We start from the raw sequence: 23,630 nt of genomic DNA on the forward strand, positions 1-23,630 counted from the left end.
TCCGGCGTATTTCTCTGACGGCGTAGGCACTGCGGGACTACTGCCGGGGCGGCGGTGGTTGACTTGGATGAATACCGGTTAGCAGGAGGTGCATTGTGGCCGCATCCATCAGCAGGGCGCCCGGATCCGAGGTCTCTGAAGACCCGCTGGACTCCTATTCCGCGACCGTCATCCGTGTGGCCGAGGCTGTCACCCAGCACGTCGCGGCGCTCGAAATGACAGGCAACGGGCGCAACGGCAGGCTGGTCAGGATGGGGGCGGGCTCGGCCGTTCTGTTCACCACTGACGGATATCTGCTCACGAACGCCCACGTGGTGGGTGGAGCCCAGTCCGGCCGTGCGGTCTTCGCCGACGGCACCACCACGGCCGTGGATGTGGTGGGCGCGGACCCGCTCTCCGACCTTGCCGTGGTCCACGGCAAAGCACCCACGGCGGCACCGGCGGAATTGGGCGACGCCGAATCCCTCCGGGTAGGCCAGCTGGTCATCGCGGTGGGCAACCCGCTGGGGCTCGCAGGGTCCGTCACAGCCGGAGTGGTGAGCGGGCTGGGCCGGTCCATCCCCGTCTGGTCCGGTCGGAACCGGCGCGTGATCGAGGACGTCATTCAAACCGACGCGGCCCTGAACCCCGGCAGTTCCGGAGGCGCGCTGGCCGACGCGCACGGGCGGATCGTTGGCATCAACACGGCGGTGGCAGGAGTCGGCCTTGGCCTGGCCGTCCCCATCAACGCCACCTCCCGGCGGATCATCGCCTCGCTGCTCAAGGACGGCCGGGTCCGCCGCGCCTATCTGGGCCTGGTGAACACGCCGATCCAGCTGCAGCCGAGCGCCGTCGTCCGGACGGGCCGCAGGGAGGGCCTGTTGGTAGTCGAAGTCCTCCCTGGGTCGCCCGCCGAGCGCGCCGGGCTCCGGGCCGGTGACATCCTCCTGAAGGTCGGCCAGATGTATGTGTCCAACGCCGAGAGCCTGCAGAAACTGCTGTTCGCCGAGGCGATCGGGGAACCCCTGGAGCTCGCAGTGCTCCGCGACGGAGCGGACCTGCGGCTGGTAGCTGTTCCGGCGGAGATGACCGACAACCAATAGCCAAAATCCAGCAGCAGGAGCCCTCCAGCAGCACGGAGAATCCAGCGCTGCACGGTGTTCCACTCGATGGAATTGTCCCGGCGGGCCCATTCTCAGGCCCGCCCAGGACTACTTGGATTCCGCATGCGGGGTGGGCGAAGAATTACTCGTTTGGCGCCACAAGTACTTGCCCGCCGCTTCACGTCCTTACTCAACGGTACTGACGCCTGTACGCGTCTTTCTTTGGGCGAAAAGTCGCGTAGCGGCATGCCTTGTTGCGCCCTGTCCGGCGTGTAACGGTGACATTGGAAAGCCGGAGGGAACAGTGTCTCAGTACGGCCTGGTTTCGATGTTGATCCGGCTTTTCGCAGACGATTGAGTTCGTTTTACCTGGGGAAATCGGAGAACATCGTGGATAGCCAAACGGGAACTACACCCTCCATTTCGGTCCGCTTGTTCGGATCATTCGAAGTGCGCCGGGACGGCGTGTCACTCACCGCCGCCGACATGGGGGGATGCAAACCCCGGCACATTTTGGAAATTCTTCTGCTGAACCTTGGCACGCCTGTGTCAAAGACCCGGATGATCGATCTGCTCTGGGGCGCCGGAGCCAGTGACGGCTCCGTGGCGACGCTCGAGAGCTACATCAGCGGCATCCGCCGCGCCATCCAGCCCGGGCAGACCAAAACCGGCCCGCTCCGGACGGCCAACAGCGGTTACGTCCTGGACCCCACGCTCGTGGATCTGGACCTGTTCCGGTTCCGGGGGCTGGTCCGCGAAGCCGGCGAGCTGCCTGCGGTTGAGGCCTACCCGGTCATGCTCGAGGCCCTTGAGATCTCGGCCGAGCCGCTGCTCGGCTTCGAACTTGCCTCTGACTGGGCGGAGGAGGCGCGTGCACGCCATGCAGCCGAAAGGGTGGCGCTGCAGATCCTCGCGGCCGAAACGGCGGCACTGCTGGACAAGCCGGACGAAGCCGTCAACCTGGTCCAGGCTGCCATTCGGGCCGAGCCCCTGAACGAACGGGCATGGACCGTACTGGTGACAGCCTACGAACAGGCCGGTCTGCCGGCCGAAGGGCTGGCGGCGTATGACCGTTGCCGCCGGCTCTTTGACCGCGACCTTGGCTGCGCGCCGGGTCCGGCCCTGCAAGAGGCCCATCTGAGGCTCCTGCGGCAGCGTGCGGAGAGCAACTCCGAACTCTCCGAGGTGCTGGCGGCTCTGCTGTATCTGGGGGAGCGGTTGAACTCGCCCAAGAACCGGCAGCTGCCCGCTGCAGAGTCGCGTCGCATGCATGAGAACGCCGGAAGGGTCCTGGATTCCTTCCTGCAGCGTGTCCGGGCCGCAGTCTGACTCGGCAGTCTGACCCGGCCGGACACGGCACGGCCTGACACGGCACGTTCGGACGCTTTGGCGCGTGAACGCTCACGCATCATCCCTGGCCGGTCCCAACCGGCGGCGCCACCCTTCGTGGTGCTTGCGCGCACCGTTAGTGACCGGCTCTGGCGGGGGCGGCCGCGCCCAAACTGAACGCAGAAATGGCCGGCGCCGCCGGGCGAAGAGTTAGCTTCGTCACGTGGCCGGTTTTCTCCGGAAATTCGGCCCTGCCGGGCCTCATACTTGGAAAGACCCTGGCGGGCAGTCCTCCCGCCGGGCGTGAGGAGGGCCCATGGAAACCTTGAAGAAAGTCGTCACGAATGAGTACTTCCCGGCAGCTGCTGTGCTGTCCGGAGTCGTCCTGTTCTGGGTCCTTGGCCTCTTCGGCGGACTGTCCCTCCTGAGCACCCGCCAGACCCCCGTGACCACCCTGACCTGGCTGATGTTCGTCTATGCCGCGGCCGTGCTGTCGCCCCTTGCCGGGCTGGTCGCCGCGGTCGACCTCGTCCGTCGCTGGCTGCGGAACCGGCAGGCGCGCGCCGCGGAATCCGCCTAGCCCGGACCGACGCCGAGCCGGCGCCGGCCCGAGCCGTGCCCGCGCAAACGCGGCGCCATTGGGCCCCAGGCGTATTCCGCTACTCGAAACGGGAAGGGTCGCCCATACCCCGCCGGACGATTTCCGCGACACCGCTTGAGTAGTCGATCACCGTTGTTGGCTCGGCACCGCAGTCGCCGGAATCGATCACGGCATCCACTACGTGGTCCAGACGCTCCTTGATCTCCCAGCCCTGCGTGAGAGGATCCTCCTCATCGGGCAGCAACAATGTGCTGGACAGCAGCGGTTCGCCGAGCTCCGCAAGGAGTGCCTGGACCACGTGGTTGTCCGGGATGCGCACGCCGACGGTTTTCTTCTTCGGGTGCAACAGCCGCTTGGGGACTTCCCTGGTGGCGGGGAGGATAAACGTGTAGCTGCCCGGCGTGACCGCCTTGATGCTGCGGAAAACGTCGTTGTCGATCTGGACGAACTGGCCCAACTGCGCGAAGTCCTTGCAGACGAGCGTGAAGTGATGCTTGCTGTCCAACTGGCGTATGGTGCGGATCCTGTCCAGGGCATCCCGGTTTCCCAGTTGCGCGCCCAACGCATAGCAGGAATCAGTGGGGTAGGCGATCAGACCGCCTGAGCGCACGATCTCCACTGCTTGGAGAATGGAACGCGGCTGGGGGTTCTCGGGGTGCACATCGAAGTATCTCGCCATGCCATGAAGCTTACGCCGGACGGGGGACGGCACGCTGGCGCCCCGCCCTGCGCACCGCCAGCGTCCAGCGCACGGTCTCGCCCGCAATCATGGCCGGCTGTTCATTCCTGCGCAGTCACAGCTGCTCGTCATGATGGATCCGTTCGCCGAGTTGCCGCAGCGGCTCCCCGCTGCCGCTCCACTGCTGGGCGATGAACTCCGCTGCGATGGAGACGGCCGTTTCTTCGGGCGTGCGGGCGCCAAGGTCGAGGCCCACAGGACTGTGGAGCCTGGACAATTCGGCCTCACTCAGTCCCGCCTCGCGCAGCCGTGCCAACCTGTCCCCGTGCGTGCGCCGGGATCCCATGGCGCCGATAAAGGCCACGGGGCCGCCGCGCAGTGCTACTTCAAGGACGGGGATGTCGAACTTCGGGTCGTGGGTCAGCACGCACAGCACGGACCGGGCGTCGAGCAGTCCTTGGGCGAACTGGTCGCTCAGATACCGGTGCGGCCAGGTGTTGACCACCTCGGCGGCGTCGGGAAATCTCGCCGGTGTGGCGAAAATGGACCGCGCATCGCAGACGGTCACCCGGTACCCCAGGAACGCGCCCAGCCGCGCCAGCGCCGCGGCGAAATCGATGGCCCCGAAGACGATCATGCGTGGCGGCGGGGCATAGCTGGCGAAGAAGACGCGCATGCCGGTATCTAGCCGCTCGCCGTCAATGCCGTAGTGCAGGATGCCCGTGCGGCCGGCGGCGAGGAGGCCCTGGGTGTCATCGCCCACGGCACGGTTGGTCCGGTCCGAGCCGAGGTCGCCCTCGAATCCTTCCGGCCTGACGATGAGGTGCCGCCCCACGCGATCGGCATCCGGGTGTTCGATGACAGTGGCGACCCCCACTCGGCGCCCGGCGGCGATGTCCTGCGCGACGGCGTCGAGCTCGGCAAAGCGGCGCCGGGAGACGGGTTCAACGAAGATGTCAATGATTCCGCCGCAGGTCAGTCCCACGGCGAAGGCGTCGTCGTCGCTGATGCCGTAGCGGACGAGGGCAGGCTCGCCGTCGTCCTTGACCTGGGTGGCCAGCTCGTACACGGCACCCTCGACGCAGCCGCCGGAGACGGAGCCGACGACGTCACCGCCGGCCGTCACCAGCATGGCCGCACCCGGGAGCCGTGGCGCAGATTTGAAGGTGCTCACGACGGTGGCCAGGCCCGCCGTGGCGCCGCTCTGCCAGTCAGCCAACAGGGCTGCGAGGACATCGCGCATCGGTGCTCCTCAGAGCTTGCCGCACAGCCGGAGCGTGCGGAACGCCGCACGCCGGCCGGCCCAGTAGGCGATGCACGCCACGATGGCGAGGGCGCCGAGGACTTTCACCGGGCTGGACAGCTGATCCGCCGCGATGCCCTTGGCCAGGCTCAGGGCATCCAGGCTACCCGCCGGCTCGGCTTCCCGCCGTGCTGCCGACGGCGCAGCTCCCAAACGACTAGCGCCTGCCGGTTCGGGGCCGGAAACCGCAGCCGACGCCGAGACCGGTTCCGGAACGGACTCGGGAACCGGCTCCGGCACTGGCTCCGGTTCCGCCGCTCGTTCCGCCCCCGGCTCCGTGAATGCCTCCGACTCCGTGGGCGCCGCCTCTGCGAGCATGGCCTGCAGGTTGTCCGCGAAGAGGGACATCATCTGCTCCGTGACGCTTCCGATCACGCCTTTGCCCATGGCCGCGGCCTTTCCCGACAGGGCGAGGTCTGCGCTGACGGACCCTCGTGTCGCGGCGCCGTCTTCGGCCAGGGTCAGTGTGACGGTGGCCTCGGCCGTGCCTTGTCCGCGGGTCTCCTGGGCTTTGCCGCCAAGGACGGCGCGGTGTTCTGAGGCCTTACGTTCAATGACGTTCAGCAGGCCCTTGTATTGCATCGTGACCGGGCCGAGCTTTACCGTCATGCCCACTTGGTAGGCGTCGTCCGAGAGCTTGTTCAGGATCTTGGCACCGGGAAGGCAACCGGCCACTCTTTCAAAGTCCATCAGCGTGTCCCACACCCGGCTGATGGGTGCGACCACCGAGAACGTGGTGTCAATTTGCATGGGCTGGTTCCTTGCCTCTCGCTCGTCGTTGTCCAGCGACTGCCAGCGGGCCGTCGCCGCGAATGGCGGCGGCCATCTCCGCCAGGGCTGTGTAGCTGTGGCCGCTGACGAAGGCGTCGCAATAGGGGAGTGCTGCTGCCATGCCGCCCACGAGGGGCTGGTACTGCGGAGCCGCCTTGCGCGGATTCACCCAGACGATCCTGTGGGCGAGCCGGCGCAGGCGGGCCATCTGTGCGGCGACCTGTTCCGGATCCTCGTAGGCCCAGCCGTCAGAAAACACCACCACCACCGCGCCGCGCGCCAGTCCGCGGCGGCCGTGCTGGTCGACGAAGTGCCGCAGGCATTCGGCAATCCGGGTTCCGCTGGCCCAGTCCGGCGCGGAGGTAGCGGCTCCGGCGAGCGCCTGGTCCGGATCGCGCAGGGCGAGTTGCCGCGTAAGCCGGGTCAGCCGCGTGGCGAAGACGAAGGCTTCGGCCCCGGCGCCGCTCACAGCGCCCTGCAGCAGGGACACGAAAACGCGCGAGTAGGGTTCCATCGATCCGGACACATCGCACAGCAGCACCAGTTTGCGGCGCTGTTCGCGGCGGCGGGCGTACAGCAGCAGCGGCGCGTCTGTTCCGGAACGCCGGGCGGCGCGCACCGTCGCCCGGACGTCCAGGCTGGCAGTGCTGTGGGCGGACGTGCGGGTGCGGCGGCTCAGGCGGAGCGGGGTGGCCAGCTGCATCGCGGCTGCCAGCCGACGCACGTCCCCGATTTCGTCGGCGGACAGTTCGGCGAAGGAGGTCCCGTGCAGGTGTTCGTCGGCGGAAACCATGGCCAGGACGGCCTCCCGGTTAGCCCGGTCGGCCGCCGCTGCGCTGTCCCGGTCCGGGGAGGCCACCCGCCGATCCTGCGGCCTGCCGGTGACCGTGTCCGCCTGCCGCGCATCCGGCGCTGCGGGCCTGGTCGGCGCGTCCGGGGCGGGAGGCGGCGGCACAGCCGGGCGCGCAGTACGGGGCGGCTGGGCGGCTGCCTTCCCGCCGAACACGGCTGCGAAGACGGCGTCAAAGAGGGGCAGCTGTTCGTGGGCGGACACGAGCACAACACGGCAGGTCCAGTACAGCTGCTCAAGATCGGTCGGCGGGATCAGGTGGAGCGCCTCGGCCAGCCGCGCCGCCCGGTCCGGCGACGTCGACAGGCCGGCCCTCCGGATGGCCGTGACGAACGCGCCGGACAGGGCGGCTGCCTCGACCCGCGGCGGCAGACCGGGTACGGCCCTATTGGTGTCAGCCATCGGTGCCCTCCACGAGCCAGGCCGCCCCGCGGGAGCCGACGAGTTCGAGGTCATCGCGGTTCTTGACGACGGAGCCCCACGTTTGTTCGGCTGTGCCGGGGTCGATCCGTTCCACGCCCAGCACGGCCAGGGCCGAGACCCAGTCGATTGCCTCGGATATGCCGGGCGGCTTGGCGAGGTCCAGGGTGCGCAGCCGGGTGATGACGGCAGCGGCCTGAAGGGCCAACGGGCCGCTGCTGGCGGGCACCCGGCGGCGCACGATCTCGGCGATCCGGGCAGGTCCGGGATAGTCGATCCAGTGGTAGAGGCAGCGGCGGGTCAGGGCGTCATGAAGGTCCCGTGTCCGGTTGGACGTCAGGATCACGATCGGGGGATGGGTGGCGCGGATGGTGCCGAGCTCCGGGATGGTGACGGCGGATTCGGCCAGAAGTTCAAACGTGAAGGCCTCGAATTCGGCGTCGGCGCGGTCGATCTCGTCCAGCAGCAGCACCGCAGGCCGCGGGCCAGGATGTTCCAGCGCCTGCAGGAGGGGCCGCCGCAGCAGGTATTGGGAAGCGAAGAGATCAGTCTCGGTGACCTGCGTGTCGCGGACTTCGGCCAGTCGGATGCCAAGCAGCTGGCGCTGGTGGTTCCATTCGTAGAGCGCCTCTCCGGCATCGATGCCCTCGTAGCACTGCAACCGGTACAGCGGGGTGTCCAGGAGCCCGGCCAGCGCCTTTGCGGCCTCCGTTTTCCCGACTCCCGCCTCGCCTTCGAGCAGGATGGGCTGCGGCAGGCGCACGGCCAGGAACAGCGCCGTCGCCAACCCCGCGTCGGCCAGATAGTTGGTGCCGTCCAGCGCGTCCATCAGTGACCCGACATCCGGGACCCGGCGCCGCACGTCTTCTTCCGCCCCGGCCCGCGCCGGCGTACTCACAGGGCCCCCTGCAGTCCGTCAAGGAGGCGCCGGTAATCGTCCTCTGTGTCCACATCCAGGGGGACGGTCCCGCACGTGCGGACCTCGACGACGTCGTCCGCCCGCTGCTCGAGGAGCTTCCACACTGCTTTATCCCCGTGCAGGGCTGCCAGGTCCGGAAGCAGGCGCCGGGCAAACGCCAGAGGGTGGCCCACGCCGTCGTCGTAGCGGCACACCGCGATCCCGGCCTGGCCGGCCCGTCCGCCTGCCTGCTGGAGGGCGCCGATCACAGCAAGGACACTCGAAGCCCGGACTTCCGGCTGATCGCCGAGCAACAGCACCACGACGTCGGTATCCGGATGCACGGCAGCGAGCGCGGTGGCGATTGAGGACGCGCACCCGTCGCCGTAGTCCGGGTTGAGCACCACATCGCAGCCGCTGGTGCCGACGGTGCGCCCTACCTCGGATGCCGCTCCGCCCAGGGCCAGCACCGTCTGGCCGAACCCGCAGTCCCGGGCGGTCGCCAGGACGGCATCGAGCAGGACTCCGGAGCCATAGGGCAGGAGCTGCTTGGGCCGGCCGAGGCGTCGGGAGGCTCCCGCCGCCAGGATGATTCCCGCGATACGGGGTGCGGCGCTGTCCGGCAGCTGTTCAGATGGCGAGGGCATAGCGCTCCGGATCTTTGCGGAAGGCGACCCGGCAGCCGGGAGAACAGAAGTAGACGGTGACGCCGTTGTGGTCCACATGCAGGGACGACTCAATGGCCGGGACGGACATGCCGCACACCGGGTCAATCGCGCTCGCCGGCCCTGATCCCAAAGTCCCTGACTCCGAGTCCCGTGATTCCGCCGGCGCTGATTCCGAGCCCGTGGACACGGCAGCCGCGGCAGGCGCCACGGGCGGGGCAGTGCGCCGCGCCTTGGACCGTTCCCCCACCAGCTGGGCCAGGATGGACAGCGCGATCTCGCCGGGGGTCCGGGCACCGAGTTGCAGCCCGGCGGGGGTGAAAACCCGCCGCCGCAGGGCGTCGTCCACGTCGAGGGATTCCAGGACGGCGGCGCCGCGGGTTTTGCTGGCCACGAGGGCAACGTAGGGGACGCCCGCGCGCAGCGCCGCCTCCAGGGCGCCCTCCTCCGCTCTTCCATGCGAGGCGACAATCAATGCCGCGTCATCGCCTTGGGGGTCGGCGGATTCGCCGTCCGCGAGTTCTACCTCGAGGCCGACGCCGGAGCCGAGCGTCGCCAGTGCCTGGGCCACCGGCGACGTGCCCACCACCAGGACCCGGGGCGCCGGAATCCGCGGCTGGAGGAAGATCTCGATCGCCCCGCCGCTGAGGCACGGGTTGGAGACTTCGACGGCGCCTTCCTCGGCCGTACGGGACGGTTCGCCGGGCAGCACCCGCAGCAGGAGGGGTTCCTGGGACGCCAGTACCTGCAGGCTGTACTCCCGCACCGAGGCCTCCACGCAGTTCCCGCCCACGAAGCCCTGGATCTCCCCGGTGGGCAGCACCAGGGCCGTGTCCCCGGCATGGGCGCTCGTGGGACGCTGGGCGCGGACCACCGTGGCGTGGACGAACGGCTCGCGGCGGCTGGCGAGTTCATCCGCCCTGGCGGCCAGGGTCCCTGCGGCGGTGGGCATCAGATCGGCGGCCGGGCCTGGCCCTGCATGGCGGCCCAGACGCGGGCCGGCGTGCACGGCATGTCCACGTGCGTGACGCCGAACGGTGCCAGGGCGTCGACGACCGCGTTGACGATTGCCGGCGGGGAGCCGACTGTCGCGGACTCGCCAATGCCCTTCGCCCCGATCGGGTGGTGCGGGGAGGGTGTGACCGTGAACCCCGTCTCCCAGTCCGGCACCTCCATGGCCGTGGGGATCAGATAGTCCATGAAGGACCCGGCGAGGCAGTTGCCGGCCTCGTCGAACTCGATGATCTCCATCAGGGCCATGCCGACGCCGTCCGTCAGGCCACCGTGCACCTGGCCTTCGATGATCATCGGGTTGATCCTTGTCCCGCAGTCATCCACCGCGATGAAGCGCCGCACCTTGACCTGTCCCGTGCCGGAGTCGACGTCGACGACGCAGATGTAGGCGCCAAACGGGAACGTGAGGTTCGGCGGGTCATAGGTGACCTCGGCGTCGAGGTTGCCGTCCACGCCCTCGGGCAGGGCAACGGTGCCGTGGGCGCCCATGGCGATCTCGGCGATGGTCTTTCCGACGCTGGGGTCGCCCTTGACGAACCAGCGGCCCTTTTCCCATTCGAGGTCCTCGGGGCGGGTCTCGAGCATGGCCCCGGCGATCAGTTTCGCCTTCTCGCGCACCTTCCGTGCAACGAGGGCCACGGCGCCGCCGCTGACCGGCGTCGAACGGCTGCCGTACGTGCCCAATCCGAACGGAGTCTGGTCAGTGTCCCCGTGCACCACCTCGATGTCCTCCGGCGGGATGCCGAGTTCCTCGGCCACGATCTGGGCAAAGGTGGTCTCGTGGCCCTGGCCCTGGCTTTGCACGGAGATGCGGACCACGGCCTTGCCGGTGGGGTGGACGCGCAGTTCGGCGCCGTCGGCCATTCCCAGGCCCACAATGTCGAAGTGCTTCCGCGGGCCGGCTCCCACGACTTCCGTGAAGAAGGCGACCCCGATGCCCATGAGTTCTCCGCGTTCGCGCTTTTCGGCCTGCTCGCGGCGGAGATCCTCGTACCCGGCCAGTTCCATCGAGAGGCGCATGGCGGCCTCGTAGTCGCCCGAGTCGTAGACCCAGCCGGTCTTGTTCGCATAGGGGAACTGCTCCGGTTTGATGAAGTTCTTGAGCCGCAGCTCCGCCGGGTCCATGTTCAGCTTGCGGGCAAGGACGTCCACCATCCGCTCCACCAGGTAGACGGCCTCGGTGACGCGGAACGAACACGCATAGGCCACGCCGCCGGGCGCCTTGTTGGTGTAAACGCCGGTGACGGAGCAGTAGGCCGCCTTGAGGTCGTAACTGCCGGTGAAGATGGAGAAGAAGCCGGCCGGGTTCTTGGTGGGCTGCGCAGTGGCGTTGAACGCGCCGTGGTCGGCCAGCACGTGCGTGCGCAGGCCAAGGATCTTGCCGTCCTTCGTGGCCGCGATTTCGCCCTGCATGATGTAGTCCCGGGCGAACGACGTCGACATCAGGTTCTCGGAGCGGTCCTCCACCCACTTGACCGGGCGGCCGGAGACGATTGAGCCGACGACGGCGAGGACGTAGCCGGGATAGATCCCGACCTTGTTGCCGAAGCCGCCGCCGATATCGGGGGAGACGATCCGGATCTTATGCTCGGGGATACCGGCCACGATCGCGAACAGGGTGCGGTGCGCGTGTGGGGCCTGGGTGGTCTCATAGAGCGTCAGCTTGCCGTTGACGGCGTCGAAATCCGCGACGGCGCCGCATGTCTCCATCGGTGCGGGATGGACCCGGGGGTACACGACCTCCTGGCTGACCACAACATCCGCGCTGGCGAACACCGCATCGGTTTCGGCTTTGTCGCCGATCTCCCAGTCGAAGATCCGGTTGTCCGTCCGGCCCTCGATCTCGTCCCGGATCACCGGAGCGTCCGGTGCGAGCGCCTTGCGGGCGTCCACCAGCGGGGGAAGCACATCGTATTCGACGTCGATCAGTTCCAGGGCGTCGCGGGCTGCGTAGCGGTCCTCGGCCACGACGAACGCGACTTCCTGCCCCTGGAAGCGGACCTTGTCCGTGACCAGCACGGCCTGGACGTCGGCGGAGAGTGTCGGTGCCCACGCGAGCTTCAGACCCAGGAGGTCCTTGCCGGTGATGACTGCGACCACCTTCGGATGCGCCAGGGCGTTGGTGGTATCGATGGACACGAGCCGGGCGTGTGCCACCGGAGCCCGCAGGATGGCACCGTGCAGCATCCCGGGCAGCACAATGTCGTCCAAGTAGTGGCCCTGGCCGCGCACGAAGCGCGGGTCTTCCTTCCGCTGGATACGGCCATAACCGATCGGGCGGTCCTCGTCGCCGGCGGCCGGGTTTGACGGCCGGTCATGGATGACGGTCATGCCTTCACCTCCGTGTCTGATTCCGCTGTCTCTGCAGCGACGTCCGGGACTGCCGTATCGGTGCCGTCCAGCACTTCGTCGGCGGCCGGTGTTTCATCCAGGCCGGTACCGGCAGGATGGGCGGCCGCCCACTGCACCGACCGGACGATCGTGGCGTAGCCCGTGCACCTGCAGATCTGCCCGGATATCGCCTGCCGGATCTCGGCGTCGTCGGGGTGCGGATTCTTGTCCAGGAGCGCGCGGGCCGTGAGCATCATCCCCGGGGTGCAGAAACCGCACTGCAGCCCGTGCTCCTCCATGAAGCCCTGCTGGACAGGGTCGAGGGTGCCGCCGGTGGCCAGGCCCTCGACCGTGCGTATGTCATGTCCCGCGGCCATGGCGGCCAGGACGGTGCAGGACTTCACGGGCTGGCCGTCCATCAGGACCACACACGTCCCGCAGTTGCTCGTGTCGCATCCCCAGTGCGTACCGGTGAGGCCCAGGACCTCGCGGATGTAATGGACCAGGAGCACCCGGGGCTCGATCTCGCTCGTGACGTCGGTGCCGTTAACGGTCATGCTGATCTGCATCGGCTTCAGCCTTCCTGCATCTGGGCGGCGCGGGCGCAGGCCCGCCGCAGCACCCGTCGGGTGAGCTCATCGGCGAGGTGCCGTTTGTAATCAACCGGGCCGCGCTGGTCGGCTACCGGGTCGCAGGCTGCCGCTGCCAGCCTGCCGGCCTCGGCGAACAGCTCCTCTTCCGGACGCTTGCCGCGGAGCAGGGCGGCGGCCTCAGCAAGCGGGTGGTCCAGGCCCAGCGCGGTGAGCCCGACGGCGGCCTCGTTAACGGTTCCGTCCGCCGCGAGGGAGACGGCGGCGCCAGCGGCGCCGACTGCCCAGTCCCCGACCCGGCGTTCGACCTTTTCATAGGCGCTGCCCGTGCGGGGGCGGATGCCGAACCTGAGTTCGCAGAGCAGCTCATCCTGCCCGACGGCAGTTTCATACGGTCCGCGGTGAAACTCGGACATGGACAGGATGCGCTCGCCGTGCGGCCCGCGGATTACAGCCTCGGCGGCCAGGACATCACACACGGTGGAAAGGTCCTCGGCAGGGTCCGCCTGGCAGAGCGAACCGCCAATGGTGCCGCGGTTGCGCACCACGGGGTCGGCGATCACCAGCTCGGCGTCCCGCACAATGGGGAACAGCGCGGCGATCTCGCCCGATTCCAACAACGTGGTGTGGCGGGTCAGGGCGCCAACCCGCAGTTTGTTGCCGTCCCGGAGGATGAAGTCCAGCTCGTAGAGGTCATTAATGTCAATCAGCCACTCGGGCCGGGACAGACGCAGCTTCATCATCGGCAGGAGGCTGTGGCCGCCGGCCACCACCCGGGATTCCGGGCCATACCGGGCCAGTAGTTCCAAGGCGTTGTCCACGGTAGTGGCGCGCACATAGTCAAATGGAGCCGGAATCTGCATAGTCCCTACCTCACTCCGATTGGCCGGCGGCGTGATGGTGCGGCTGCATGGCGCCGGATTGAGGTCAGTCTTGCCCCGGCCTGACGGGGCTGTCAATATCGTCATAAGCGAAAGGTTATGAAGCCGTGGCGATGACATTGGGACAGTTGCGGACGTTCGCCCTGGTGGCCAAGCTGGGCTCACTTCACGCTGCCGCAGTCCACCTCGGAGTCAGCGAACCGGCCGTTTCGACGGCCCTGGCTGCGCTCCGGCAGGATCTTGGCGACCCGCTCTTTGTGCGGGCCCACGGCGGGATAGCACTGACCCCCGGCGGCCGGGCCCTCGCCGAACACGCCCAGGACATCGTGGGACTGGCGGACCGGGCCCGCTGGGAGGTGGCACATGCCCAGACCGAGACCGGGCGGCTGAAAATCGTGGCGACGGCGCCGTTTGCCGAGCACGCGGCCGGGCGCCTGCTGGACCTCTTCACCCGGCGTGTTCCCGGCGCCTCCGTCGATGTGGTGGTGGAAGAGGCTGAGGATATTGCATCGCTGATGCTGGAGCGCGTCTATGACATCGCGTTGGGTGCCCGGCCCCCCGGTGCCAACGGTTCCCTCCCCAACGGTACCCTCCCAAACGGCACGGGCGACGTCGGCATCGACTCCGTCCCGTTCCTGCGGTACCAGCGGATCGTCGTGGCGGCGGCCAGTCATCCCCTCGCCGCGCTCCACGGACCCGTGGCGCTCGCCGAACTGCTGCGCCGGCCATGGTTTGCCGGGCCCGCCGGCATCCAGGCGGTCAGCGAGGAGGGCCGCTGGCTGGCTTCCCAGGCAGTGGCTCCGGAGATCGTCCGGCTCAGCAGTGAAACCGAGGCACTCGCCGCCGTCAGGGCGGGCGAAGGAACCATGCTGGCGCTGGGCCATATAGTCCGGGCTGAAATCCGCAGCGGCGCCCTGGTCCGTGTCCCAGTGGCCGGAACGCCGATCTCCGGACTGTGGTGGGCCAGCACCCTGGACCGCCGGCGGGCGACCACCATGGCGCGAACCCTGCAACGGTTTGCCGGCACCGCCGACGCCACCGCGGCCATGGTTGCTCCCGGCGGTTCACGCGGGTTGGAACGGCGCGGGTCCAAGTTCCATGTGGCGCTCTGGAGCTAAAGCGCCTGCCGATGGGTCGCCGGGCACAAGACGGCGCATTTCACACGTCTCGGTGCACAAATCGCATTGCACACTGCCGGGGCGGGTGCTAACCCTTGAGGGTTAGACGATCCATTCACCCTGCGAGAAGGAGAAACAATGACGTTGTCCAGAGACGAAGACAGCTCGCTGCGGCATTGGAGCGGCCGACTGATCCAGGCACTGCAGATCCTTGATCTGGAGGTCGACCACGAGAAGATCGTCCAGGTCGCTGAAGAATCGGTCAAAGCCGTCGGGCCGCATGCGGACGCCATCAGCGCGTTCATTGTGGGCTACGCCGCGGGCACCGCGTCCACCAAGGGCCGCAAGGGCACGCAGGAGGCCGTGCATGCGGCGTCGAACAAAGTCATTGGGCTCTGCGAGCACGGCGAGTCCGGCGGCCCGGACGAGGAAGGCTGGGTCAAGAGGGCCCAGTAGCGGGGCCGTTGCGGGCGGGCAGGTCGCGGACGGGCAGGTCGCGGGCCGCTTGTGCGCCGGTCGCGGGACGTCGCAGGCAAACGCGTGCGCCGGAGGGAAAGCTGAGCGCGCAGCACGGGACATGCTCATTGGTGGGGTGCAGGGATGGGCCGGTGGGTGTTATGTCCAGTGGCCCGCGCCGGGGCTGGGCATGTCCTCCTGGCCCCGGCCTGGGCAACCTGCGACTAGGGCGAGGCCACCCCGGCAGAGGCTGATGCCGTCGCGTCGGGCGTCTGGTCCCGGCTCGGCTCGAACCGGACGATCACCGCCTTCGATACCGGCGTGTTGCTGCCCTCGGCCGTGTGGTTCAGCGGCACCAGCACGTTGGCCTCGGGGTAGTAGGCCGCCGCACAGCCGCGTGCCGTGGGATACGACACCACACGGAACTTGCGGACCACGCGTTCCTCGCCGTCGTCGTACACGCCGCGGATGTCCACGAACTGGCCGTCGGCAAGGCCGAGTTCGGCGATGTCGTCAGGGTTCACGAACACCACGTGGCGGCCCTTCTTGATACCCCGGTAGCGGTCGTTGAACGTGTAGATGGTCGTGTTGAACTGGTCGTGGGAGCGCATGCTCTGCAGGATCAGGGTGCCCTCCGGCCGGTCGATGAGTTCGAGGTCGTTGACCGTGAGCACGGCCTTGCCCGTGGGCGTGGGGAAGGTGCGGGAATCGCGGGGACCGTGCGCGAGGACGAACCCGCCTTCCTGCCGGATCCGCTGGTTGTAGTCCTTGCAACCGCCCACGACCCGGGAAATGTGATCGCGGATGAGGTCGTAGTTTTTCTCATAGCCGTCCCAGTCGGCCTTGATCTTCTCGCCCACCAGGAGTTTGCCCAGCCGGCTCACGATGGCCGGCTCAGAGAGCAGATGATGGGACACCGGTTCAACGCTGCCCCAGGACGGGTGCACGGCGCAGACAGTATCTTCTACGGAAACGAACTGGGGACCGGATTCCTGGATGTCGATTTCGGTCCGGCCCATCGTGGGGAGGATCAGCGCCTCATGGCCGGTCACAGTATGCGAGCGGTTGAGCTTGGTGGAGATCTGGACCGACATCTCCGTGTTTTCCATTGCCGCCACGGCGGCATTCGTGTCCGAGATGGCTGACACAAGGTTGCCGCCCAGGGCGACGAAAACCTTGATCTCGCCGGTACGCATACTGTTGATGGTCTCGACGGCGTCCGTGCCGTGTTCGCGGGGCGGCTCGAAGTCGAACTCCTTGCCGAGGGCCTCCATGAAGGACTGCGGCATCTGCTCCCAGATGCCCATGGTGCGGTCGCCCTGGACATTGCTGTGTCCGCGGATGGGAGAGGCGCCTGCGCCGCGCTTGCCGATATTGCCACGGAGGAGCAGGAGATTAATGATCTCCTTGATGGTGGCAACACCCTTTCTCTGCTGCGTGATGCCCATGGCCCAGGTGATGATGACCTTCTCAGCCTTGAGGTAGCGGTCGGCGAGTTCGTCGATGTCCTCGCTGCGCAGGCCCGTGGCTTCGAGCACGGCGCGCTCATCCAGCCGGGCCAGGTGTTCCTTGAGCTCCGCGAGGCCCTCGCAGTGTTCGGCCAGGAAGGCGTGGTCCAGGACCGTTCCGGGGTTCTTGGCCTCGGCGTCGAGGACGCGCTTGGACACCGCCTGCAGCAGCGCCATGTCGCCGCCGATCCGGATCTGGAGGAACTGGTCCGCGATCTGGGTGCCGTGGCCGATCACGCCTTTGACCTCCTGCGGGTTCTTATAGCGCCGCAGGCCGGCCTCGGGAAGGGGGTTGACCGCCACGATCTGGCCGCCGCGGTTCTTGCACGCCTCAAGCTCGGTCATCATCCGGGGGTGGTTGGTGCCCGGGTTCTGGCCCATGACGATAATGAGGTCGGCTTCGGCGTAGTCGTCGAAGCTGACTGTCGCCTTGCCGATGCCGATGGTCTGGCCCATTGCCCAGCCCGAGGATTCGTGGCACATGTTGGAGCAGTCCGGCAGGTTGTTGGTACCGTAGCCGCGGACCAGCAGCTGGTAGAGGAAAGCCGCCTCGTTCGACGTCCTGCCGCTCGTGTAGAAAGCCGCCTGGTCGGGGGAGTTCAGGCCCTTGAGCTTGTCGGCCACAATCCGGAGCGCTTCGTCCCAGCTGACCGCCTTGTAGTGGTCCTCGCCGGCCGGCTTGTAGACCGGCTCCGTCAGCCGGCCCTGCATGCCAAGCCAGTACTCGGACCGGTTGCGCAGCTCGCTGACGGAATTCTCGGCCCAGAAACTCTCGGGGATCACCACTGGGGTTGCCTCCCAGGTCACAGCCTTGGCCCCGTTTTCGCAGAACTCGAAGGCCTTGCGATGGTGTGGATCCGGCCACGCACAGCTCGGGCAGTCGAAGCCGTCCTTCTGGTTCATGGCCATGACAGTCCTACGGGTCCGGTTCAGCCCCATCTGCTCGATGGCCGGTTTCATGGAGTGGTACACACCTGGGACGCCGGCGGCCCAGCTCTTCGGCCCGTCTCCGACGGCCAGTTCATTCTCGGACGGTTCCTCGATCTGAGGGGTTTTGCGGGTCACGTGAACTTCCCTTCCGCAACTACCGTCCGGTTTGGACGGCGCGCTCATCTGCCACTCTGCACCTACTGTCAGGCCTATCAGCTTGATCGGAGGGCCGCAAGCAACCGGCCCGGGGGCATGCCTTTGCATCGTCTGGACGCCGTATGAACCCCTTCTACAACCGCCACCTTGGGGCAAGCTGAGAACCTGCTGAACGACAGCCGCAGGTAGCAGCGGCCAAATATTCGGGTCTTCGAGGGGTAGCCGTTACCCGTCTGTAATCCGCCGACCGAACTCCGGCGCAGTAGTTCCCGGGTAGCTACGCTGCCGCCGTCGATGTGCGGGCGAGTACCCCAACGCGCCAGTACGCGTACTAATAGCCTCCGATCCCGGTGGCTGGAAGCCCCAAAAATCCCCGGACTGTGGTCCGGATCGTAAGCTACTCACCCGTTCCAGTTTTCCCCAAGGGATCACCCAGCACTCTTGCACCATCACTCACTCTAAGAGGCAGGTGTGCAATGAATTTGTTCGCATGCAGGAAGGTCGGCGGCCAAAGACGCTTTAGCCGGCCAACCCGCGCAGTAGCCGCAGGGACAGCTATGACCTTGCTTAGTTTCATCGGACTCACCACAACGGCGCTTGGCGCCAGCGCCGCGCCGGCGCCCGTCGGCGCAGGCTTCACCGTTACCGCGGCCGACCTGGCCTTTATCCTCAAACAGATCAAGATCGCCGAAGCCCATGTCGCCAATACGACCTCGGCCACCGGCCCGTGCGGCGCGCTCGTAGGACCGGGCCCCAACCAGATTCCCGACGCCCTCACGTCGTACGGCCTCCGCACGGTTGACGGCTCCTGCAACAACCTGATCAAGGGCCGTGAAACTTTCGGGGCCGCCGATCAGGTTTTCCCGCGTCACACGACCCCGGTATTCAAGAGCGCTGATGCTGCTCCGGCGGCATTTGGTGGAGGCTCGACCTCCTACACACAAAAGTCGGGCAACGTCTTCGACGCCCAGCCACGTGAGATCAGCAACTTGATCGTGGACCAGACGGCCACAAATCCGGCCGCCGTCGCCGCTGCAGGGTTCCCGGTCCGGACCCAGGGCAATCCGGGGCTTTTCCCCTGCACCACCGATCCTGACCCCTTGGCGACTCCGCCGGTCGAGGCTGTGCCGGCCGGCTGCGTCCCCACCGGGGGCACGCTGTTCATCCCCAACGTCACCACCGACGTCGGCCTCTCTCCACCGTACAACTCGCTGTTCACCCTGTTCGGGCAGTTCTTCGACCACGGCGTTGACCAGACCGTCAAGGGCGGCGGAACGGTGTTCGTTCCGCTCAAGGCCGACGACCCGCTGATCACGGTAGGCCCCGACGGCAAGCCCAACACGGGCGACGAAGTGGCCCCCAACAGCCCGAACGCCTTCATGGTCCTCACCCGGGGCCAGAACCAGCCCGGCCAGGACGGCATCCTCGGGACTGCCGATGACGTGCAGGATGCGACCAACACGGACTCGCCCTACGTGGACCAGTCCCAGACCTACACGTCCCACCCCTCCCACCAGGTGTTCCTGCGGGAGTACATCAACAACACCGACGGCAAGCCGGTTTCGACCGGTAAGCTGCTCGGCGGCGTCGCAGGTCCCACCGCGAATGGCATGGCCACGTGGGCCACGGTCAAGTCCCAGGCCGAGATCTTCCTGGGCCTCAAGCTCGAGGACAAGGATGTCACCAACATCCCGATGATCGCCGCGGACCCCTACGGCAAGTTCATCCCCGGACCCGCGCGCGGGCTGCCGCAGTACGTCACCCTGACCGGCCTGGTCGAGGGCGACACGGCAAACCCCGTTCCGGTGCCGGCAAACGTCCGGTACTTCGATACCCCGTTCCTGACCGACATCGCGCACAACGCCGATCCCTCGCCGCAGGACACGGACCACAACCCTGCCACGCCGCCCGTTGCGCCCGTTCCGGACGCTGACAACACGGCCTCGGCAGATTTTGCCAGCCAGCCCGCCGGGACCTACGACGACGAGATGCTCAACGCGCACTTCTGTGCCGGTGACGGCCGCGTCAACGAGAACATCGGCCTGACCACTATCCACCAGGTGTTCCACTCCGAGCATGACCGCCTCGTCGCGGACATCCAGAACACCCTCACCAACGACACTTCGACCAAGGGCGTTGCCGCGCTGGCCGAGTGGAAGCTGGCGGCGGGTGCCAACGGGTGGAACGGTGAGCGCCTGTTCCAGGCGGCCCGGTTCGTCACGGAAATGGAATACCAGCACCTCGTCTTCGAGGAGTTCGCCCGCAAGATCCAGCCGGCGATCCAGCCCTTCCACGTGTACCACTCGGACACCAACGCGGCCGTCCGGGCGGAGTTCGCCCACGCCGTCTACCGGTTCGGCCACTCCATGCTGACCGAGACGATTGCCCGGACCAACGCGGACGGCAGCGACAACTCGATCTCCCTGCTGCACGGTTTCCTGAACCCGCCCGAGTACACCAACGGCGGATCGGCAGGGCCCCTGACCTCGGAAGAGGCCGCCGGCAGCCTTGTCATGGGTATGAGCGACCAGGTCGGCAACGAACTCGATGAGTTCGTGACCGGAACCCTGCGCAACAACCTGCTGGGTCTTCCCCTGGACCTGCCGACGATCAACATGACCCGTGCACGTTCCGAAGGCGTCCCGCCGCTCAACGAGCTGCGCCGCCAGATCAACGCTGACACGGGCGACGCGCAGCTGGCCCCGTACACCAGCTGGGCGGACTTCGGGCAGAACCTGAAGCACCCGGAATCGCTGATCAACTTTGTGGCCGCCTACGGCACCTACCCGACCATCACCAGCGAAACCACGCTGGCGGGCAAGCGGGCAGCGGCCAAGGCAATCGTTGATCCGGGCACCCTGGCGCCTCCTCCCACGGCTGACATGACGGACTTCATGAACAGTGCCGGACCGTGGGCGACGCAGGAGACCGGCCTGAACAGGGTCGACCTCTGGGTGGGCGGCCTCGCTGAGAAGACCAACCTCTTCGGTGGCCTCCTGGGCAGCACGTTCAACTACGTGTTCGAGAACCAGCTGACCGATCTCCAGAACGGTGACCGCCTGTACTACCTGGCGCGCACGCCGGGCATGAACCTGCGCTCACAGCTGGAGAGCAACTCCTTTGCCGAGATGATCATGCGCAACACCAACGCGCACTCACTCAAGGCTGACGCATTCGGCACTGCCGACTGCAAGTTCCAGCTCGGCAACCTGGCCGGTACTCCGGCAGGCTACGCGGCATCCGGGGCCACGGTCGCGGACGACACGTCGTCGGAATGCCGTGAGGATCTGGTGCTCCTGCGCAAGCCGGACGGCACCATCCAGTACAAGGAGAAGAACGCAGTCGATCCCAGCGGCATCAACGGCCAGTCCGTTTACAACGGCACAGCCAATGCTGACCGCGTCACCGGCGGCAACGACAACGACACGTTCCTCGGCAACGAAGGTAACGACGTCATTGAAGGCCAGGGCGGCGACGATATCGCACTCGGCGGCGACGGCAACGACAGGATCACCGATCTGTCCGGCGCCGACGTCCTCAAGGGCGGTCCGGGCAATGACTACCTCAACGCCGGCATCGGCGACGACATCAACATGGGCGGCGACGGCCAGGACTTCATGAACGGCGGCGCCAACGACAACGAAACCTTCTCCGGCGAAGGAAACGACTTCGTGCAGTCCGGTGACGGTGCGGATGCGACGTTCGGCGACGGCGGTGACGACTGGATCCAGGGTGGTTCCGGCCAGGACCTGCTGATCGGCGACCACGGCGCCCCGTTCTTCGATGATCCGGCCCAGACGAAGCCCGGCAACGACATCTTCGTCGGCCAGGTCGGTGAGAACGACTACGACGCCGAAGGTGGCGACGACATCATGTCCAGCAACGCCGCCATCGACCGGTTCGCCGGTGCTGCCGGCTTCGACTGGGCCACGCACCAGTACGACACGGTGGGCGCCGATGACGACATGAAGATCAACAACAACCTCATCGGACTCCCGCTTCCCGTCGTGGTCAACCGCGACCGGTGGCAGGAAGTGGAAGCCAACTCCGGTTCCAAGTTCGACGACGTCATCCGCGGCGACGACGCAGTGCCCAGCACCGTAGGTGGTGCAGGCTTCAGTGGCTGTGACGTCCTCGACCAGACGGGCATCGACCGGATCGCCGGCCTGCAGGCCATCCTTCCGGCACCGACCACCCCGCTCGCACCGGTCGAAGCACTCTCACCGATGGGTGTCTGCCCGCTGACCGGTCCGGTCTGGGGCGACGGCAACATCCTCGTCGGCGGCCTCGGCAGCGACAAGATCGAGGGTCGCGGCGGCAACGACGTCATCGACGGCGACCGGTACCTGAAGATCCGCATCAGTGTGCGGGACGACGCAGGTGTGGAGATCGGCACCACCGATCTCATGGAGCACCAGTACCAGACCGGCAACCCGCTGACCCTGGCGGCTGCAGTAGCGGCCGGCGTCGTCAACCCCGGCAACCTGGTGGCTGTCCGGGAACTCGTGACCCCCACAGCCCTTGAAACTACGGGCAACCGGGACGTCGCGATCTTCTCCGGACCGCGGGCCAACTACACCGTCACCACCACCGGTGGGAACGGCACGATCGGCTCGGCAGGCTCGACCACCACGGTGGTGGACAACGTAGGCATCGACGGGACGGACACGATCCGCAACATCGAGTTCCTGCAGTTCTCCGACACCGTTCTGCCCAACGCTCCGGTCATCGGCACGGCAAGCGCCGGCGCCGGGCAGGCCACGGTTCGCTGGACGGCCCCGACGGTCGGCGTCGCCGACGTCTTCTCGGTGAAGGTGCTCGACGTGACCACCAACCCGGCCGGCGTCCAGGTCGGTGCCCTGCGCACCGCCCCGGCAGGCGCCACCAGCCTGGTGGTGACCGGACTGACGAACGGATCCCAGTACAAGTTCCAGGTACTGGCAACCAACGCCCTCGGTGACAGCCCGTTCTCGGCGCTCTCCAACACGGTGAGCCCGACGACGGCCACCGCACCGGGAGCGCCGACCATCGGAACGGCCACGGCCGGGAACGCCTCGGCAACCCTGACCTGGACCGCGCCGGCGAACAATGGCGGATCCGCCATCACGGGCTACACAGTGAGGGCCTTCGCCGGAACTGTCCTGGCACGCACCCAGGCGGTCACCGGCAACGTCGGAACCGTCGTCGTCACGGGCCTTACCAACGGGACGGCGTACACGTTCGACGTCGCCGCGGTCAACGCGGTCGGCACGAGCGGGTTCTCGGGCCGCACGGCAGCGGTGACACCACGGACCGAGTTCGTGGCTCCCACCGTGACTGCGCGGACGCCGGCATCGGCTGCTCTCTCCGTGAGCCAGACGGCGAACCTGACGGCAACGTTCAGCGAGGCGGTGACGGGAGTCAGCGGAACCACGTTCCAGCTGCGGCTCGGCACCACGCTGGTCCCCGCCGTCGTGTCCTACAACACGCTCACCCGGGTTGCCACACTGAACCCGAACGCCACGCTGACGGCGGACCGCGTGTACACGGCGACTCTCTCGGGGATCCGTGACCTCGCGGGCAACACCATGGCGACGAGCACGTGGTCGTTCACCACGGGCCCCAACCCGACCATCAGCGCCACGACTCCCGTCGCGGGAGCCACTGGGGTGCTGCGCAACAGCAACGTGACAGCCACGTTCAGTGAGGCCATCACCGGCTTCACGGTTGCCGGCAAGGTCCGGATTGAACGGGTCTCCACCGGAGCCCAGGTCGCCTCGGCGGTCACGTTCAACACCACCACCCGGGTGCTGACGATCAACCCCGGAGCCAGCCTCCTCGCGAACACCCAGTACCGCGTCACCGTCACCGGTGGCACCACGGGCGTCCGCGACCTGGCGGGTAACCCGCTGACAACCCGTATCTGGACGTTCACTACGGGCGCGGGACTGTAACAACCAGCACGAGATCGCCGGCTGGCGGACCTGCAACGGCCCGCCAGCCGGCTTCCTCAATTCTTCGAAAATCACTTTTCGATACTGCATTCAGCTCTACTGCCCACTTGGAGGG

General features: G+C 67.3%; 17 protein-coding genes. 6 read left to right on the plus strand and 11 right to left on the minus strand.

Annotated features, from left to right (window positions below):
* Positions 1 to 95: 95 nt before the first annotated feature.
* The 3 genes from ACFVTM_RS05265 (at position 96) to ACFVTM_RS05275 (ending at position 2,991) form a co-directional block, all read left to right on the plus strand.
* Positions 96 to 1,082 carry a S1C family serine protease gene (locus tag ACFVTM_RS05265; RefSeq protein WP_390202336.1) on the plus strand — a complete coding sequence of 329 codons (987 nt, stop codon included), beginning with the start codon at positions 96 to 98 and terminating at the stop codon, positions 1,080 to 1,082.
* Positions 1,083 to 1,568: 486 nt separating this feature from the next.
* Entirely contained in the window at positions 1,569 to 2,411 is an 843-nt protein-coding gene (locus tag ACFVTM_RS05270) for a BTAD domain-containing putative transcriptional regulator (protein ID WP_390202803.1), read from the plus strand.
* Positions 2,412 to 2,727: 316 nt separating this feature from the next.
* Entirely contained in the window at positions 2,728 to 2,991 is a 264-nt protein-coding gene (locus ACFVTM_RS05275; protein ID WP_390202337.1) for a hypothetical protein, read from the plus strand.
* Between the two features lie 79 nt (positions 2,992 to 3,070).
* Here the strand turns inward: ACFVTM_RS05275 and ACFVTM_RS05280 are convergent, their stop codons facing one another.
* The 10 genes from ACFVTM_RS05280 to ACFVTM_RS05325 all read right to left on the minus strand — a co-directional run bounded on the left by ACFVTM_RS05280 (position 3,071) and on the right by ACFVTM_RS05325 (position 13,396).
* Entirely contained in the window at positions 3,071 to 3,691 is a 621-nt protein-coding gene (locus ACFVTM_RS05280) for an L-threonylcarbamoyladenylate synthase (RefSeq protein WP_390202338.1), read from the minus strand.
* A gap of 115 nt (positions 3,692 to 3,806) precedes the next feature.
* Positions 3,807 to 4,934: an XdhC family protein gene (locus ACFVTM_RS05285; RefSeq protein WP_390202339.1), complete on the minus strand. Its 1,128-nt coding sequence runs from the start codon at positions 4,932 to 4,934 to the stop codon at positions 3,807 to 3,809.
* A gap of 9 nt (positions 4,935 to 4,943) precedes the next feature.
* The gene (locus tag ACFVTM_RS05290; protein ID WP_390202340.1) at positions 4,944 to 5,744 is read right to left on the minus strand and encodes an SRPBCC family protein; all 801 of its coding nucleotides are present in this window, start codon (positions 5,742 to 5,744) and stop codon (positions 4,944 to 4,946) included.
* Entirely contained in the window at positions 5,734 to 7,017 is a 1,284-nt protein-coding gene (locus tag ACFVTM_RS05295; protein WP_390202341.1) for a VWA domain-containing protein, read from the minus strand. The genes ACFVTM_RS05290 and ACFVTM_RS05295 overlap by 11 nt, the downstream gene beginning before the upstream one ends.
* Positions 7,010 to 7,933, minus strand: a complete 924-nt coding sequence (locus tag ACFVTM_RS05300; RefSeq protein ID WP_390202342.1) for an AAA family ATPase — start codon at positions 7,931 to 7,933, stop codon at positions 7,010 to 7,012. The genes ACFVTM_RS05295 and ACFVTM_RS05300 overlap by 8 nt, the downstream gene beginning before the upstream one ends.
* Positions 7,930 to 8,580, minus strand: a complete 651-nt coding sequence (locus tag ACFVTM_RS05305; protein WP_390202343.1) for an NTP transferase domain-containing protein — start codon at positions 8,578 to 8,580, stop codon at positions 7,930 to 7,932. Before ACFVTM_RS05305 ends, ACFVTM_RS05300 begins: the two co-directional genes overlap by 4 nt.
* A complete protein-coding gene (locus ACFVTM_RS05310) occupies positions 8,564 to 9,550 on the minus strand; it encodes an XdhC family protein (RefSeq protein ID WP_390202344.1) in 987 nt (328 codons plus the stop codon). The genes ACFVTM_RS05305 and ACFVTM_RS05310 overlap by 17 nt, the downstream gene beginning before the upstream one ends.
* Entirely contained in the window at positions 9,550 to 11,943 is a 2,394-nt protein-coding gene (locus ACFVTM_RS05315; protein ID WP_390202345.1) for an aerobic carbon-monoxide dehydrogenase large subunit, read from the minus strand. The genes ACFVTM_RS05310 and ACFVTM_RS05315 overlap by 1 nt, the downstream gene beginning before the upstream one ends.
* On the minus strand, positions 11,940 to 12,512 hold the full coding sequence (locus ACFVTM_RS05320) for a (2Fe-2S)-binding protein (protein ID WP_390202346.1): 573 nt from the start codon (positions 12,510 to 12,512) through the stop codon (positions 11,940 to 11,942). The genes ACFVTM_RS05315 and ACFVTM_RS05320 overlap by 4 nt, the downstream gene beginning before the upstream one ends.
* Positions 12,513 to 12,517: 5 nt before the next feature.
* Positions 12,518 to 13,396, minus strand: a complete 879-nt coding sequence (locus ACFVTM_RS05325) for an FAD binding domain-containing protein (protein ID WP_390202347.1) — start codon at positions 13,394 to 13,396, stop codon at positions 12,518 to 12,520.
* Positions 13,397 to 13,527: 131 nt separating this feature from the next.
* On the opposite strand from ACFVTM_RS05325, the gene ACFVTM_RS05330 reads away from it, so the two are divergent.
* Both ACFVTM_RS05330 and ACFVTM_RS05335 read left to right on the plus strand, forming a co-directional pair.
* The gene (locus ACFVTM_RS05330; protein WP_390202804.1) at positions 13,528 to 14,532 is read left to right on the plus strand and encodes a LysR family transcriptional regulator; all 1,005 of its coding nucleotides are present in this window, start codon (positions 13,528 to 13,530) and stop codon (positions 14,530 to 14,532) included.
* A gap of 138 nt (positions 14,533 to 14,670) precedes the next feature.
* Positions 14,671 to 14,988, plus strand: coding sequence for a DUF6457 domain-containing protein (locus ACFVTM_RS05335; protein ID WP_390202348.1), 318 nt, complete (start codon positions 14,671 to 14,673; stop codon positions 14,986 to 14,988).
* Between the two features lie 224 nt (positions 14,989 to 15,212).
* On the opposite strand, the gene ACFVTM_RS05340 is transcribed toward ACFVTM_RS05335, so the two are convergent.
* Positions 15,213 to 17,561 (minus strand): FdhF/YdeP family oxidoreductase, encoded by a 2,349-nt coding sequence (locus ACFVTM_RS05340; protein ID WP_390202349.1) that lies wholly within the window; start codon positions 17,559 to 17,561, stop codon positions 15,213 to 15,215.
* A gap of 578 nt (positions 17,562 to 18,139) precedes the next feature.
* Between ACFVTM_RS05340 and ACFVTM_RS05345 the strand changes: the two genes are divergently transcribed.
* Positions 18,140 to 23,515, plus strand: coding sequence for a peroxidase family protein (locus ACFVTM_RS05345; protein ID WP_390202350.1), 5,376 nt, complete (start codon positions 18,140 to 18,142; stop codon positions 23,513 to 23,515).
* Positions 23,516 to 23,630: the final 115 nt, after the last annotated feature.

It is taken from the genome of Arthrobacter sp. NPDC058130 (genome assembly GCF_042884475.1).
Taxonomy (GTDB): domain Bacteria; phylum Actinomycetota; class Actinomycetes; order Actinomycetales; family Micrococcaceae; genus Arthrobacter.